This is a genomic window from Micromonospora citrea, assembly GCF_900090315.1.
GTDB lineage: Bacteria > Actinomycetota > Actinomycetes > Mycobacteriales > Micromonosporaceae > Micromonospora > Micromonospora citrea.
Window position 1 is genome coordinate 4850775 of the sequence record NZ_FMHZ01000002.1, and the last position, 15040, is coordinate 4865814.

General features: G+C 74.2%; 10 protein-coding genes. 6 read left to right on the forward strand and 4 right to left on the reverse strand.

The genetic code is table 11. From position 1 onward, the window contains the following. Positions 1-12: 12 nt before the first annotated feature. Complete coding sequence (locus tag GA0070606_RS22295; RefSeq protein WP_245724769.1) at positions 13-840, reverse strand: SURF1 family cytochrome oxidase biogenesis protein; 828 nt, start codon at positions 838-840, stop codon at positions 13-15. A gap of 253 nt (positions 841-1093) precedes the next feature. On the opposite strand from GA0070606_RS22295, the gene GA0070606_RS22300 reads away from it, so the two are divergent. Together GA0070606_RS22300 and GA0070606_RS22305 are read left to right on the forward strand one after the other, a co-directional pair. Next, positions 1094-2485, forward strand: coding sequence for a cobyrinic acid a,c-diamide synthase CobB (locus tag GA0070606_RS22300; protein ID WP_091103804.1), 1392 nt, complete (start codon positions 1094-1096; stop codon positions 2483-2485). Continuing rightward, on the forward strand, positions 2482-3051 hold the full coding sequence (locus tag GA0070606_RS22305) for a GNAT family N-acetyltransferase (RefSeq protein ID WP_091103806.1): 570 nt from the start codon (positions 2482-2484) through the stop codon (positions 3049-3051). Before GA0070606_RS22300 ends, GA0070606_RS22305 begins: the two co-directional genes overlap by 4 nt. Before the next feature lie 27 nt (positions 3052-3078). Here the strand turns inward: GA0070606_RS22305 and GA0070606_RS22310 are convergent, their stop codons facing one another. Further along, positions 3079-5211, reverse strand: coding sequence for a transglycosylase domain-containing protein (locus tag GA0070606_RS22310; RefSeq protein ID WP_091103807.1), 2133 nt, complete (start codon positions 5209-5211; stop codon positions 3079-3081). A gap of 121 nt (positions 5212-5332) precedes the next feature. On the opposite strand from GA0070606_RS22310, the gene cobC reads away from it, so the two are divergent. The 3 genes from cobC to cobA all read left to right on the forward strand — a co-directional run bounded on the left by cobC (position 5333) and on the right by cobA (position 8929). After that, on the forward strand, positions 5333-6529 hold the full coding sequence (gene cobC / locus GA0070606_RS22315) for an Rv2231c family histidinol phosphate aminotransferase CobC (RefSeq protein WP_091103810.1): 1197 nt from the start codon (positions 5333-5335) through the stop codon (positions 6527-6529). Then, a complete protein-coding gene (gene cobT / locus GA0070606_RS22320) occupies positions 6529-7620 on the forward strand; it encodes a nicotinate-nucleotide--dimethylbenzimidazole phosphoribosyltransferase (RefSeq protein ID WP_091108028.1) in 1092 nt (363 codons plus the stop codon). The genes cobC and cobT overlap by 1 nt, the downstream gene beginning before the upstream one ends. A 67-nt stretch (positions 7621-7687) precedes the next feature. Then, on the forward strand, positions 7688-8929 hold the full coding sequence (gene cobA / locus GA0070606_RS22325) for a uroporphyrinogen-III C-methyltransferase (protein WP_091103812.1): 1242 nt from the start codon (positions 7688-7690) through the stop codon (positions 8927-8929). Between the two features lie 100 nt (positions 8930-9029). Here the strand turns inward: cobA and otsB are convergent, their stop codons facing one another. Together otsB and GA0070606_RS22335 are read right to left on the reverse strand one after the other, a co-directional pair. Continuing rightward, positions 9030-11591, reverse strand: a complete 2562-nt coding sequence (otsB, locus tag GA0070606_RS22330; RefSeq protein WP_425413108.1) for a trehalose-phosphatase — start codon at positions 11589-11591, stop codon at positions 9030-9032. A 38-nt stretch (positions 11592-11629) separates the two neighbouring features. Beyond that, the gene (locus GA0070606_RS22335; protein ID WP_091103817.1) at positions 11630-13030 is read right to left on the reverse strand and encodes an alpha,alpha-trehalose-phosphate synthase (UDP-forming); all 1401 of its coding nucleotides are present in this window, start codon (positions 13028-13030) and stop codon (positions 11630-11632) included. A 331-nt stretch (positions 13031-13361) separates the two neighbouring features. Between GA0070606_RS22335 and ettA the strand changes: the two genes are divergently transcribed. Next, positions 13362-15038, forward strand: coding sequence for an energy-dependent translational throttle protein EttA (ettA, locus tag GA0070606_RS22340; RefSeq protein ID WP_091108030.1), 1677 nt, complete (start codon positions 13362-13364; stop codon positions 15036-15038). The last annotated feature ends 2 nt before the right edge of the window (positions 15039-15040 follow it).

Below are 15040 nucleotides of genomic sequence, written 5' to 3' on the forward strand. Positions count from 1 at the left end.
GTCGCGACGGGGTCAGGCGGCGGTGTGCGAGGCGGGCTCGGCGGCGCGGTCGGTGGGACGCTCGCGTCCCACGCCTGCCAGCCGACGGGCCTCCCGCCGGGCCACCCAGCCGTAGCCGAAGAGGGTCATCACGGCGAAGATCCACCACTGTACGACGTAGCCGAAGTTCTGCCAGTTGTTCGTGTAACCGACCGGCACGTCCTTGAAGACCGGATCGGCCGCCGGGGTCTGCTCGTCCAGCAGCAGGTACGCGCCGTGCACCGGGTAGGGCAGCTCACGCGCCAGCCGGGGCACGCCGATCCGCCGGGTCTCCAGCTTGCCCTCGCGCCGCGAGACGTCGACCGAGCCGCTCTCGCTCAGGTGCACCCGGCCGGTGACGGTGACCTCGCCGGTAGGGGCGGGTGGCACCTCCGGCTGGACGGTCGCGTCGCCGCCCCGGGCCGGCGGAATCCAACCCCGGTCCACCAGCACCGCCGTGCCGTCGGCCAGGACGAGCGGGGTCACCACCTCGAAGCCGACCTTGCGGTCCACCGAGCGGCCCCGGACCAGGACGACGTTCGCCGGGTCGTAGCGGCCGGTCACGGTGACCTTGGTCCACGACTTGTCCTCGGCGGGCGCGGGGCCGGCCGTGCCGCTGCCCCCGGTCGGGGCGGGCAGCACGTCGCGCAGTGGCACCGGGGCCATCCGCAGGCCGGCGTCGATCCGCTCGTTGATCTCCGTGCGCCCGTGGTAGCGGTCCAGCTGCCAGTTGCCGAGCAGCACCATCACCGCCGAGGCGACCAGGGTCAGCGCGAGGATGCCCAGCCAGCGCGGCGTCAACAGGAACCGGTACACGACCACGAGGCTACCCCTGTGCTCCGGGCCACCGGCCTCGGCGGCCCCGGTCCGCGCCGCAGCGCCGACCGGCGACCGATCCACGCCGGGCCGCCGGGGCGCGAGCCGGAATCGATCGTGGCCGCTACCGCGTCGGGTCGCGCCGACAGGCCCGCTCGGTGGCGGCCACCCGCCGTCGGGTTGGGCTATCGTCACGCGGGCGGACCGCGCGGTCGGTCCGCCGCAGGGTTTTCCCCCGCCGCCCCGCAGGGAGTCGATGATGACCGACGTGCCGCGCCTGGTGCTCAGCGCGCCGTCCTCCGGCCACGGCAAGAACGCGCTGGCGATCGGGCTGCTCGCGGCGCTCGCCGACCGGGGCGTCGACGTCGCCGGGTTCAAGGTCGGCCCGGACCACGTCGACGCCGCGTACCTCGGGCTGGCCGCCGGCCGCCCCGGCCGCACCCTCGACCCCCGGCTGGTCGGCGCCGACCGGGTCGCCCCGCTGGTCGCCCGCGGGGCGCGGGGCGCCGGGTTCGCGCTCGTGCAGGGCAGCATGGGGCTGTACGACAGCCTCTCCGGCCGGCCCGAGAGCGAGTCGACGGCCGCCGTGGCGACCGCGCTGCGCAGCCCCGTCGTGCTGGTGGTCGACGTCGCCGCGATGGGGCAGTCGGTGGCGGCCCTGGTGCACGGCTTCCGGGCGTACGACGAGCAGCTCTGGCTCGGTGGGGTGGTCCTCAACCGGGTGGCGTCGGCGCGACACGAGGAGTTGCTGCGCGCGGCGCTCGACGACATCGGCGTTCCGGTCTACGGCGTGCTGCGCCGCCACGACCTGCCGGCGGTGCTGCCGTCGCGCCGGCAGGGGGCGGTGCCCGCGCTCGCCCGCACCGGCGAGGCCACCCGCGCGGTCCGCCGGCTCGGCGAGGCGGTCGCCGCCACGGTCGACCTGGACCGGCTGCTGGGGCTGGCCCGCTCCGCCCCGCCGCTGCCGGCGGCCCCCTGGACGCCCGAGGTCGACCGGCCCGCCGCCGACCCGCGCCCGGTCGTCGCGGTCGCCGGGGCGGCGGGCGGCAGCTACGGCCACGTCGAGGCCACGGAGCTGCTCCGGGCGGCCGGCGCGGAGGTGGTGACGGTCGATCCGCTGCACGACGAGGCGCTGCCCACCGGCGTCGGCGCGTTGGTCGTCGGCGGCGGGCTGCCCGAGGCGTACGCCGAGCAGCTCTCCGCCAACCGCCGGCTCTGCATCGCCGTCGCCGAGCTGGCCCGCACCGGACGGCCGGTCGTCGCCGAGGGGGCCGGCCTGCTCTGGCTGGCCCGGGAGCTGGACGGGCTGCCCATGTGCGGGGTGCTCGACGCGGTGGGGACCAGCCGCGACGGCCTGGTCGTCGGCTACCGGGAGGCGACGGCGCTGACCGACAGCGTGGTGGCCTCGGCGGGCGCGGTCGTGACCGGGCACAAGGAGCACCGCGCCGTGCTCACCCCGCGGGCCGGGGCGCGGCCGGCCTGGAGCTGGGACGGCGGGGCGCCCGAGGGCTTCGTCTGGCGGGGTGTGCACGCCTCCCAGCTCACCGTGCACTGGGCGGCGTACCCGCAGCTCGCCGCCCGGCTGGTCGACGCGGCGGCGCGGGCGGCGGCCGACCCCGCGACCGCCCGGCCGGGCGGGGTGCCCGCGTGATCGGCCAGGTGGCGGTGCGCCGCTTCCCGTCGTTGACGGTCTCCACGCCGCGCACCGAGGTGCGTGCGCTGACCGCCGCCGACGCGAAGGCGGCCGACGAGGTCTTCGCCGACCGGCAGACCCAGCGGTGGCTGCCGCTGGTCGACACGTCCGGCCAGATCGACGGGCTGGCCTGGTGCACGGACCTGGCGCGGCAGCGGCGCGACAGCGGCGACGGCGACCACTACGCGGTGGTGCGCCGGGAGGACGACCGGGTGGTCGGCTGTCTGTGGACCCGGCGCACCGACTGGGGCGCCCGGTGCACGGAGGTCTCGTACGCGATGGCGCCGCACGCCCGGGGCTTCGGGCTGGCGGTCGAGGCGGTCGACGCGCTCGCCATCGCGCTGATCCTCGAACACGACTTCCAGCGCGTCGAGCTGCGCGTCGCCCCCGGCAACCTGGCGTCCCGGCGGGTCGCCGAGAAGGCCGGCTTCAGCTACGAGGGGCTGCTGCGCAACGCCGGCTTCGTCCGGGGCGGCCGGGTCGACCTGGAGGTCTGGTCCTTCGTCGTCGCCGACCTCCGCTGAGACGGCGGCCGGCGGGATCCGGCGGTGTCAGCCGACCATGCGGTCCGACGGCGGGGTGAACTGGCGGGTGGGCTGGCCCTTGAGGGCGTCCCGGAGCGTCTGCGCCACCGCCTTGATCGGAATCTGGGACTGGCCGTCGCCGACGGCGTTGAACGGGTTGTCCGGGTCGGAGATGAAGCTCGCCGCCGCCAACTCCGGGGTGTAGCCGACGAACCAGGCCGACCGGGTGCTGTCGGTGGTGCCCGTCTTGCCCGCGACCGGCCGGCCGACCGTCCCCCGCACGCTGTCCGCGGTCGACCAGCCGCCGCAGCTGCCCCGGGCCGGGGTGTCGCCGGTCGGGCAGCGGGCGGCGTCGGTGGCGGCCCGGGCGGCGTCGGCGTTCACCACCTGCCGGCAGCGCGGCTTGGCGACCTCGCGTTCGATGCCGGAGGCGGTCTTCCAGGTCGTCGGCGTGCCGTCCCGGTTGTAGATCGCCTGCACCGGGATCGCCTCGCAGTACCGGCCGTCGGCGGCGATGGCGGCGTACGCGTTGGCCATCTCCAGCGGCGTGGCGTCGGAGACGCCCAGCGTGAACGCGCCCCACTTCTTCACCTTGGCCGGAGACGCCTGCTCCTTGTCGACGTCGGTGCGCCAGCGCAGCCCGAGCTGCTCGGCGAGGCGGACCGCCTTGTCCGCGCCGACCTGCTCCTCCAGCCACACGAAGTACGTGTTGACGGACTTGCCGAAGCCGGACCACATGGTCTGGTTGCCGCTCATCGCGCCGCTGGCGTTGGAGGGCGCCCAGCCGTCGTAGACCTCGGAGCGGTACCGGTGCGGGGCGTTGAACGAGGTGGACAGCGGCATGCCCGCGTTGAGCGCGGCCAGCATCGGGAACATCTTGAACGTCGAGCCGGCCTGGTAGCCCGGCAGGTCGCCGCCGCCGAGCAGGGGGGCCACCGTGTTGGGATAGTTGGCCTTGACGTTCGGCCCGGCCTCGGGGTTGGAGCTGGGCCCGTTCTCGCTCAGGTCCAGCGAGTACGTCCGGTTCACCGCCATCGCCTTGACCCGCCCGGTGCCGGGCTCGGAGACCACGATGCCGTTGGCGAAGGGGCTGCCCGTGTTCTCCTTGGTGCCGACGTTCTCCTCGGCCGCTTCCTGGATCTTCGGGTCCATGCTGAGCACGATCCGGTAGCCGCCCCGGCGCAGCTTGTCCATCCGCTCCAGGCGGTTCTCCCCGAACGCCGGCTGGGCGCTCCACCAGTTCTTCAGGTAGTCGCAGGCGAAGCCCCAGCTGTTCCACTTCTCCGGCACGGAGGCGCAGTCGTTCGGGGGGTAGGACAGCTTCAGCCGGATCGGCTCCGTCTTGGCCCGCGTCGCCTCGTCCGGCGAGAGGTAGCCGAGCTGGGTCATCCGGTCCAGCACGTAGTTGCGTCGGCCGGTGGCGTCCTTCTGGTCGGAGGTGGCGGGGTCGTACTCGGACGGGGACTTCACCAGCCCGGCGAGGGTGGCCGCCTCGACCGGGGTGAGGTCCTTCGGGGGCTTGGAGAAGAAGATCTCGCTGGCCGCGTAGATGCCGTACGCGCGGTGGCCGAAGTAGGCGGAGTTGAGGTAGCGCTCCAGGATCTGCTCCTTGCTCATCTCCTTCTCCAGGTCCAGCGCCATCCGCATCTCCCGGACCTTGCGCAGGCTGGTCTGCTGGGTCGCCTCCTGCACCTCCTTCGGCGTCTTCGCGCTGTCGCGCAGCGCCATCCGGACGTACTGCATGGTCAGGGTGGAGGCGCCCTGGGAGACGCCGCTGGAGCGGGCGTTGGCCACGAAGGCGCGGGCGACGCCCTTCGGGTCGACGCCCCGGTGCTGGTAGAAGCGGTTGTCCTCGGCGGCGACGATGGCCTGCTGCATGCTCGGCGAGATGTCCGCCAGCTTGGTGTACTGCCGGTACTCCTCGTAGAACATCGTCAGCACGGTCTTGCCGTCGGGCGCGTAGACGTACGACGTCTCGGCCGGCAGCGCGGTGGTGAGGATCTTGGTCTTGTGCTCCAGGGCGTGCGCCGTGACCTTGGCGCCGAGGCCGGTGGCGGCGGCCACCGGATAGGCCACGGCGGCGACCACGATGCCGGCGATCAGCCCGGCGCGGAGAAGGGGGACGAGACGACCAGCGGCAGCAAGGGGTCGGTTGCTCACACGGTCAAGTTATGACATTTCCGATTCGTACTTGAGAAATATTCATAAACTCCGGCGTGGTGACGCGGCCCACGCCGCGATCCGCTGTCCCGTGCGCCGGCTTCCCGGCAGGATCGCGGACATGCGTGGTCAGCCGACCGAGACCTTGCCCGACGCGGCGTCCGGAGCCGGGCGCGCGGCGGCCGCACCCGGTCCAGCCGGGCCTGCCCCCGGCGACGGTCCTCGTGCCGCTCCCGCCCCGCCCGGGGCCGACGGCTCCCGACCCGACCCCGCCGGCCCCGACCTCACCCACCACGGTGACGCCGAGGTGGGTGAAGGGCTGGTCGACCTCGCCGTCAACGTGCGGCGCGACGCCATGCCGGACTGGTTGGCCGACCCGGTCACCGCCGCGCTCGGCGACCTCGCCGCCTATCCCGATCCGCGCCCCGCGCGGGCCGCCGTCGCCGCCCGGCACGGCCGCCCGCCGGCCGAGGTGCTGCTGACCGCCGGCGCCGCCGAGGGTTTCGTGCTGATCGCGCGGGCGCTGACGGGCGTACGCCGCCCGGTGGTGGTGCACCCGCAGTTCACCGAGCCGGAGGCGGCGCTGCGCGCGGCGGGGCACCAGGTGGAGCGGGTGCTGCTCGACGCGGCCGACGACTTCCGGCTCGATGCGGCCCGGGTGCCCGCCGACGCCGACCTCGTCGTGATCGGCAACCCGACCAACCCGACGTCGGTGCTGCACCCCGCCGCCGACCTGGCCGCGCTGGCCCGGCCCGGCCGGGTGCTGGTGGTCGACGAGGCGTTCGCCGACACCACGGCGGCGCCCGGGGTGCCCGGCGAGCCGGAGTCGCTGGCCGCCCGGCGGGACCTGCCCGGCCTGCTGGTGGTCCGCAGCCTCACCAAGACCTGGGGGCTCGCCGGCCTGCGGATCGGCTACCTGCTCGGCGAGGCCCCGCTGCTGGAGCGGCTGGCCGCCGCCCAGCCGCTGTGGGCCGTCTCCACCCCCGCCCTGGCCGCCGCGTCGGCCTGCGCCACGCCCGTCGCGGTCGAGGCCGAGCGCGCCATCGCCGCCCGGCTCGCCGCCGACCGCGACCACCTGGTCGCCCGCCTGTCGGCCCTGCCCGGCGTACGCGTCGCCGGCCGGCCCGCCAGCGCGTTCGTGCTCGTGCACCTGCCCGGGGCCGCCGAGGTGCGCACCGCCCTGCGCCGACGCGGCTGGGCGGTGCGTCGGGGCGACACGTTCCCCGGTCTCGGCCCGGACTGGCTGCGCGTCGCCGTGCGCGACCCGGCCACCACCGACGCGTTCATCGAGGTACTGGCGGAGATCCTGGAGGCATGATGCTGGAGACCACGATCGCGGCGATCCGGCCGCCGGACGAGTCGGCGATGGCCGCCGCCCGGGAGTTGCAGGGGCGGTTGACCAAGCCCGCCGGTTCGCTCGGCGCGCTGGAGGAACTCTCCGTACGCCTCGCCGGCCTGGCCGGGCACTGCCCGCCGCCGCTGCCGGAGCCGGCGGCGGTCGCGATCTTCGCCGGCGACCACGGCGTGCACGCCCAGGGGGTGACGCCCTGGCCGCAGGAGGTCACCGCGCAGATGATCGGGAACTTCCTGGCCGGCGGAGCGGTGGTCAACGCGTTCGCCCGGCAGGCCGGCGCCTCGGTCACCGTGGTCGACGTCGGTGTGGCCACCCCGCTGCCGTTCGCCGCGCCCGGCGACCAGGCCGCTCATCCGCCGGCCGGCGACGTGCCCCGGCTGGTGGCGGCGAACGTCCGGCCCGGCACCCGGGACCTGGCGGTCACCGCCGCGCTCACCCGCGACGAGGCCCGGGCGGCGGTGGAGACCGGCATCCGGGTGGCCGGCGAGCTGATCGACGCCGGCGCGGGCATCCTGCTCACCGGGGACATGGGCATCGGCAACACCACCCCCGCCGCCGCCCTGATCGCGGCGTTCGCCGGCATCGACCCGGCCGGGACGACCGGCCGGGGCACCGGGGTCGACGACCCGACGTACGCGCGGAAGGTGGCCGTGGTGCGTGCCGCGCTGACCCGGCACGCCCCCGACCCGGCGGACCCGCTGGGCGTGCTGGCGGCGGTCGGCGGCCTGGAGCACGCGGCCCTGGCCGGGCTGATCCTGGGCGCCGCCGCCCGGCGGACCCCGGTCCTGCTGGACGGGGTCATCGCGGTCTCCGCGGCGCTCGCGGCGGCGGCCCTCGCGCCGCACGCCGTGGGCGCCATGGTGGCCGGGCACCGCTCCGCCGAGCCGGGCGCCACGGTCGCGCTGCGCCGGCTGGGGCTGGAGCCGCTGATCGACCTGGGGCTGCGCCTCGGCGAGGGCACCGGCGCGCTGCTCGCCCTGCCGGTGGTCACCGGCGCGGTCCGGGTGCTGCACGAGGTCGCCACCTTCGACTCGGCGGGGGTGGCCGAGAAGTGAGCGGGCGGACCCTCCGGCGCGCCGGCGTGCCGCCCCGCCCGGCCGGGAAGCGGCGCGGGGCGACGGCGTGACCGGCAACCCGTACCCCCTCGGCCTGCGGCTCGCCGGCCGACGGGTGGTCGTGGTGGGCGGGGGAGCGGTGGCCACCCGCCGGGTGCCGGCGTTGCTGGACGCCGGCGCGGACGTCCTGCTCGTCGCGCCGGAGCTGACCCCGGCGCTGCGGGCCCACGTCGACGCCCGGCGGCTGCGCTGGGAGCCCCGCCGGTTCGCCCCCGACGACCTGGACGGGGCCTGGCTGGTGCAGGTCGCGGTGGACGACCCGGTCGCCGCCGCGTCGGTCAGCGCCGCCGCCGCCGAGCGCCGGATCTTCTGCGTACGCGCCGACGACCGGGCCGCCGCCACCGCCTGGACCCCGGCGGTGACCCGGCACGGGCCGGTGACCGTGGCGGTGCTCGGCGGCGGCGACCCGCGCCGGGCGATGACCGTCCGCGACGCGATCCGCGATCTGCTGAGCCTGCGGAATGGCACCCTGTCGACGCCCGCGGTGGAGGAGGGGCCCCTTCCGCACGCGCGGGGCGGGCGGGTCGCGTTGGTGGGGGCCGGGCCCGGTGACCCGGAGTTGATCACGGTGAAGGGCTGGCGGCTGCTCACCGGGGCGGACGTGGTCGTCGCCGACCGGCTGGTGCCCGGGCTGCTCCTGGACGAGCTGCGCCCCGACGTCGAGCTGGTGGACGCCTCCAAGATCCCGTACGGCCCCTCCCGCGCCCAGGAGGAGATCAACCGGATCCTGGTGGAGCGCGCCCTGGCGGGGAAGGCCGTGGTCCGGCTCAAGGGCGGCGACCCGTACGTCTTCGGCCGGGGCGGCGAGGAGTTGCTGGCGTGCGCGGCGGCCGGCGTGCCGGTGACCGTGGTGCCCGGCGTGACCAGCGCGATCTCCGTGCCGGCGGCGGCCGGGGTGCCGGTCACCCACCGGGCGGTGGCGCACGAGTTCACCGTCGTCTCGGGGCACGTCGCGCCGGACTCGCCCGCCTCCCTGGTGCGCTGGGAGGCCCTCGCCGGCCTGCGCGGCACCCTGGTCGTGCTGATGGGGCTGAAGAACCTCGCCGCGATCGCCGGGACCCTCGTCGGGCACGGCAAGGACCCGGCCACCCCCGTCGCGGTCGTGCAGGAGGGCACCACCGGCGCGCAACGCGACCTGCGGACGACCCTCGGGGCGGTCGCCGCCGACGTGGCGGCGGCCGGCCTGCGCCCGCCGGCCGTCGTGGTGATCGGCGACGTCGTCACCGCCCTCGACAGCCCCGCCGGGTGACCCGCCCCGGGCCCGTGGAGCGCACGGCCGGTCAGGTGGGTGCGGGAGACGCACGGCGGCCCGGGCCAGGTGGCCCGGGCCGCCGTCGACGCCGGTCAGGTCACTGCTTGAGCATGTTGTCCAGCAGCAGGGCGCAGCGGATCAGCCCGAGGTGGCTGTAGGCCTGCGGGTGGTTGCCCAGCCCGCGCTCGGCCAGCGGGTCGTACTGCTCGGGGAGCAGGCCTGTCGGGCCGGCGGTGTCGACCATCTGGTGGAACAGCTCCTCGGCGTCGGTGCGCCGCCCGGTGCGCAGGTACGCCTCGATCAGCCACGCCGTGCAGATGTGGAAGCCGCCCTCGCGCCCGGGCAGGCCGTCGTCCCAGTGGTAGCGGTAGACGACCGGGCCGCTGCGCAGGTCGGCCTCGATCCGCAGGACGGTGGAGAGGAAGCGCGGGTCGTCGCCGGGGAGCAGGCCCGACAGCCCGATCCACAGCGACGAGGCGTCCATGTCCTCGTCCCCGTACGCCACGCTGTACGCCTCGACGCTCTCGTGCCAGCCGTACTCCAGCACGTTCGCGCCGATCCGGTCGCGCAGCTCCACCCACTCCGGCCGGTCCTCGCCGCCGTGCTGGCGCACCACGTGCAGCGCCCGGTCGACGGTCATCCAGCACATCACCTTGGAGAAGATGTGGTGCCGCGGGGGGAGGCGGGCCTCCCAGATGCCGTGGTCGGGCTCGTGCCAGCGGCGGCGGACCGCCTCGACCATGTTCTCCAGCACCCGCCACTCGTCCTCGCGGACCGAGCCCCGGGCGTCGGCCACGGCGGCGATCAGGTCCGCGATCGGGCCGAACACGTCGAGCTGGAGCTGGTGGTTGGCGAGGTTGCCGACGCGGACCGGCCGGGAGCCGGCGTAGCCGGGCAGGGTGTCGATGACCGCCTCGGCGCCCAGCTCGTAGCCGTCGACCGTGTAGAGCGGGTGCAGCCGCTCGGGGTGCCCGCCGGTGCGCTCCACGCAGCCGTCGACCCAGCGCAGCAGCGCCTCGGCCTCCTCCGTCGACCCCAGGTCGACAAGCGCCCGCGCGGTCATCGCCGCGTCCCGCAGCCAGCAGTAGCGGTAGTCCCAGTTGCGGACGCCGCCCAGCTCCTCGGGGAGCGAGGTGGTCGCGGCGGCGAGGATCGAGCCGGTGGCCTCGTGACAGAGCCCCCGCAGCGTCAGCGCGCTGCGGGCGACCAGGTCACGCGCCGTGTTCGGCAGCCGCAGCGAGGCGACCCAGTCCTTCCACGGCTGCTCGGCCAGGGCCTGCCGCTCGTGGACGGGCAGCCGGTGGTGTTCCAGGCTGTGGGTGCCGAAGCGCAGCTCCAGCACGACCTGCCCGCCGGCGGCGGAGAGGTCCACGACCGCCCTGGCCGTCTCGTAGCCGCCGTCGTTGCTGACCTGCCACTCGACCCCGGGCGCGTAGAGCGCGACCGGCTCGTTGGAGCCGAGCACCAGCAGGCCGTCGCCGAGCGGCTGCAACTGCACCGCGACCTGGCCGAACTCGGGGCGGGGCGCGAACTCCAGCCGGGCCCGGCCGGAGCCGGTGAGCACCCGGACCAGCGTCGAGTCGCCGGTGATGACGGCCGGGCCGTCGGGCGTGGTCTCCCTGGCCGGCTTGTCGAGCCAGTCGGTGACGGTCAGCCCCGACCAGCGGGTCTCGACGGTCATCGTGCCCGAGCGGTAGCGCTGGCCGAGCGGGATGCCGCCCCGTTCCGGGGCGACGCTGAAGTGCCCCGCGGGGCTGCCGCCGACCAGGTCGGCGAAGATCGCCGCCGAGTCGGGCTTGGGGTGGCAGAGCCAGGTGACCTTGGCCTCGGGGGTGAGCAGGGCCACCGTGCGCCCGTTGGCCAGCATCGAGTGCCGCTCGATGGGCACCGCCCGCTCGCCGAAGAGCCAGTGCCGGCGGGTCTCCAGCAGCAGGCCGAGGGCGCGGGCGGCCTCGATCGGGTCGGCCACCCGGTAGCCGGCTTTGGTGTCGCCGGGGCCGATCTTGATGCCGACGTCCGGCCCGTGCAGGTTGCCGAAGGCGTTCTCGTCGGTGACGTCGTCGCCGATGAAGAGCACCGCGCTGGCGGAGAGCTGGGTGCGCAGCTGGTCGACGGCGGTGCCCTTGTGGGTGGCCACCACGGAAAGTTCGAAGACCTCCTTGCCCTGGGTGACGGTGACGTCGTCCCAGGTCGCGGGGCCGTTGCGGACCGCCTCGATGGCGGCGGCGGCGACCTGCGGGTCGACCCCGCGGGTGTGCACCGCGACGCTCGCCGGCTTGCGTTCCAGCCGGATGCCGGGGTGGGCCGAGGCGATCTCGCGCAGCGTGTCGCGCAGCCGGGTGCGCACGGCGATCAGCTCCGGGGAGAGCCGCTCGACGAAGCCGATGTCGAACTCGGAGCCGTGGCTGCCGACGAGGTGCACCTCGCTGGGCAGCCGGGAGAGCGCCGCCAGGTCGCGCAGGGCCCGCCCGGAGACCACCGCCACGGTGGTCTGGGGCAGCGCGGCCAGCGCCCGGACGGCGGCCACCGACTCCGGCAGCGGCACCGCCTTGCTCGGGTCCTCCACGATCGGCGCCAGGGTGCCGTCGTAGTCGCAGGCGATCAGGAGCTGGGGCACCCGGGCGATCCGGCCGATGGCCGCGCGCAGTTCCGGGTCCATCGTGCCGGCCGCCGGGGTGACGACGTCGGTGGTGGCGTTCACGCGTCCTCCGCTTGCGGCACACCGAGCTCGGTGAGGAAGGACTTCGCCCAGTGCCCCACGTCGTGGGTGCGTAGGTGGCGTTGCATTGTCCGCATTCTGCGGCGGGCCTCCGGCTTCTCGACGTGCACGGCCCTCAGCAGGGCGTCCTTGACCGCGTCAGGGTCGTGCGGGTTACACAGGAACGCCTGACGCAGCTCGGTGGCGGCGCCGGCGAACTCGCTGAGCACGAGTGCACCGCCCTGGTCGGCGCGCGATGCGACGTACTCCTTGGCTACCAGATTCATTCCGTCTCGCAGCGGGGTCACCATCATCACGTCGGCGGCGGCGTACATCGCGGCCAGCTCAGTGCGACTGTACGACTGATGCAGATAATGCACCGCCGGCACGCCGACCCTGCCGAATTCGCCATTGATCCGACCAACTTCGCGTTCCACCTTGACGCGGAGGGCCTGGTAGTGCTCCACGCGCTCGCGGCTCGGCGTGGCGACCTGCACCATGACCGCGTCGGGGACTGTCAACTTCCCGTCAGCGAGCAGTTCGCGGAAGGCCTTGAGCCGCAGCTCGATGCCCTTGGTGTAGTCGAGCCGGTCGACGCCCAGGATGATCGTCTTCGGGTTGCCCAGCTCCTCGCGGATCTCCTTGGCGCGGGCCTGGATCGCCGGGTCGGCGGCCAGCCGCTCCATCTCCTTGGTGTCGATCGAGATGGGGAACGCGCCGGCCTTCACCTGGCGGCCGTCGACCTGGATCATCTGGCCCTCGTAGCGCAGCCCGAGCAGGTGCCGGGCCAGCCGGACGAAGTTCTGCGCGGCGAGCCGCTGCTGGAAGCCGACCAGGTCCGCGCCGAGCAGGCCGCGCAGGATCTCCGTGCGGAACGGCATCTGCATGAACAGCTCGATCGGCGGGAACGGGATGTGCAGGAAGAAGCCGATCCGCAGGTCGGGCCGCAGCTCGCGGAGCATCGCCGGGACGAGCTGGAGCTGGTAGTCCTGCACCCAGACCGTCGCCCCCTCGGCCGCGACCTCCGCCGCGGCCTCCGCGAAGCGGGCGTTGACCAGGCGGTACGCCTCGCGCCAGCGGCGCTTGTAGGCCGGCGTCTCGACGGCGTCGTGGTAGAGCGGCCAGATCGTCGCGTTGGACTGGCCCTCGTAGTAGCGCTCCAGCTCCTCCGCGCTCAGCGGCACCGGGTGCAGCCGGATGCCCTCCAGGTCGAACGGCTCGGGGGCGGCGCCGGTGCCGCCCGCCCAGCCGACCCAGGTGCCCTTGTGTTCGGCGAGGACGGGGTGCAGCGCGGTCACCAACCCCCCGGGACTGCGGCGCCACTGCCGTCCCTCGGGTGTGCTCACCTCGTCGACCGGTAGCCGGTTCGCCACTACGACAAAGGAGCTGCGGACGGTCACGTTCGGCCACCTCCGGGTGCTGACGGGTCAACCGCGAATGAGCGTACTGAGCGTAGCTGCGGCGTCTGGGGCCCCGTGTCGGAGTCACCTACCCGTCCCACGATCGTCCAACCCCGGGCGTGATCTTGTCGACACCCCTGTCCGGAAGCAGGGGTGTCGCGGTGCGCCCGGTGCGTCGGGGCGGGGTGATGTGGGCGCGGCGCCGCGTACCTGTCAGGATTGACGACGGCGTGCGTGCGGCCGGCCGGTGGCCGGCGGCGACGGGCGGAGGTCGCAGCCCGCGCCCGCGCCCGCCGACCCCAGTCGCAACCTACCGGAGGTAGCCCGCACCGTGGCCCAGTACATCTACGTCCTGGAAAAGGCGCGCAAGGCGCACGGCGACAAGGTCGTGCTCGACAACGTGACGCTGAGCTTCCTCCCGGGGGCCAAGATCGGTGTGGTCGGCCCGAACGGCGCCGGTAAGTCCAGCCTCCTCAAGATCATGGCAGGCCTGGACCGGCCGAGCAACGGCGAGGCCCGGCTGATGCCCGGCTACACCGTGGGGCTGCTCGCCCAGGAGCCGCCGCTCAACGACGCCAAGACCGTGCTCGGCAACGTCGAGGAGGCGGTCGCCGAGACCAAGGCCAAGCTGGAGCGGTTCAACAAGATCGCCGAGCAGATGGCCACCGACTACTCCGACGAGCTGATGGAGGAGATGGGCAGGCTCCAGGAGGAGCTGGACCACGCCGACGCGTGGGACATCGACTCCAAGCTCGAACTGGCGATGGACGCGCTGCGCTGCCCGCCGCCGGACGCCGACGTCACCAAGCTCTCCGGCGGGGAGCGCCGCCGGGTGGCGCTGTGCAAGCTGCTGCTGGAGGCGCCCGACCTGCTGCTGCTCGACGAGCCCACCAACCACCTGGACGCGGAGAGCGTCTCCTGGCTGGAGCAGCACCTGGCCAAGTACGCCGGCACCGTCATGGCGATCACCCACGACCGCTACTTCCTCGACAACGTCGCCGGCTGGATCCTGGAGCTGGACCGGGGCCGGGCCGTCGGTTACGAGGGCAACTACTCCACCTATCTGGAGAAGAAGGCCGCCCGGCTGGCCGTCGAGGGCCGCCGCGACGCCAAGATGAAGAAGCGCCTCACCGAGGAGCTGGAGTGGGTCCGCTCCAACGCCAAGGCGCGGCAGACCAAGTCGAAGGCCCGCCTCGACCGCTACGAGGAGATGGCCACCGAGGCGGAGAAGACCCGCAAGCTGGACTTCGAGGAGATCCAGATCCCGCCGGGCCCGCGCCTGGGCAACACGGTCATCGAGGCGCACAACCTGACCAAGGCCTTCGGCGACCGCGTGCTGATCGACAACCTGTCGTTCTCGCTGCCGCGCAACGGCATCGTCGGCATCATCGGCCCGAACGGCGTCGGCAAGACCACCCTGTTCAAGACCATCGTCGGGCTGGAGCAGCCGACGAGCGGCGAGGTCAAGGTCGGCGAGACGGTCTCGCTGTCGTACGTCGACCAGAACCGGCAGGGCCTGGCCGGCGACAAGACGGTCTGGGAGGTCGTCTCCGACGGGCTCGACCACCTGATGGTCGGCAAGGTCGAGATGCCGTCGCGGGCGTACATCGCGGCGTTCGGCTTCAAGGGGCCGGACCAGCAGAAGCCGACCAAGGTGCTCTCCGGCGGCGAGCGCAACCGGCTCAACCTCGCGCTGACGCTGAAGATCGGCGGCAACGTGATCCTGCTCGACGAGCCGACCAACGACCTGGACGTCGAGACGCTCTCCAGCCTGGAGAACGCGCTGCTGGAGTTCCCCGGCTGCGCCGTGGTCATCTCCCACGACCGGATGTTCCTCGACCGGGTCGCCACGCACATCCTGGCCTGGGAGGGCGACGACGAGAACCCGGCGAAGTGGTTCTGGTTCGAGGGCAACTTCGAGGCGTACGAGAAGAACAAGGTCGACCGGCTGGGCGCCGAGGCGGCCCGCCCGCACCGGGTGACCTACCGCAAGCTGACCCGCGACTGATC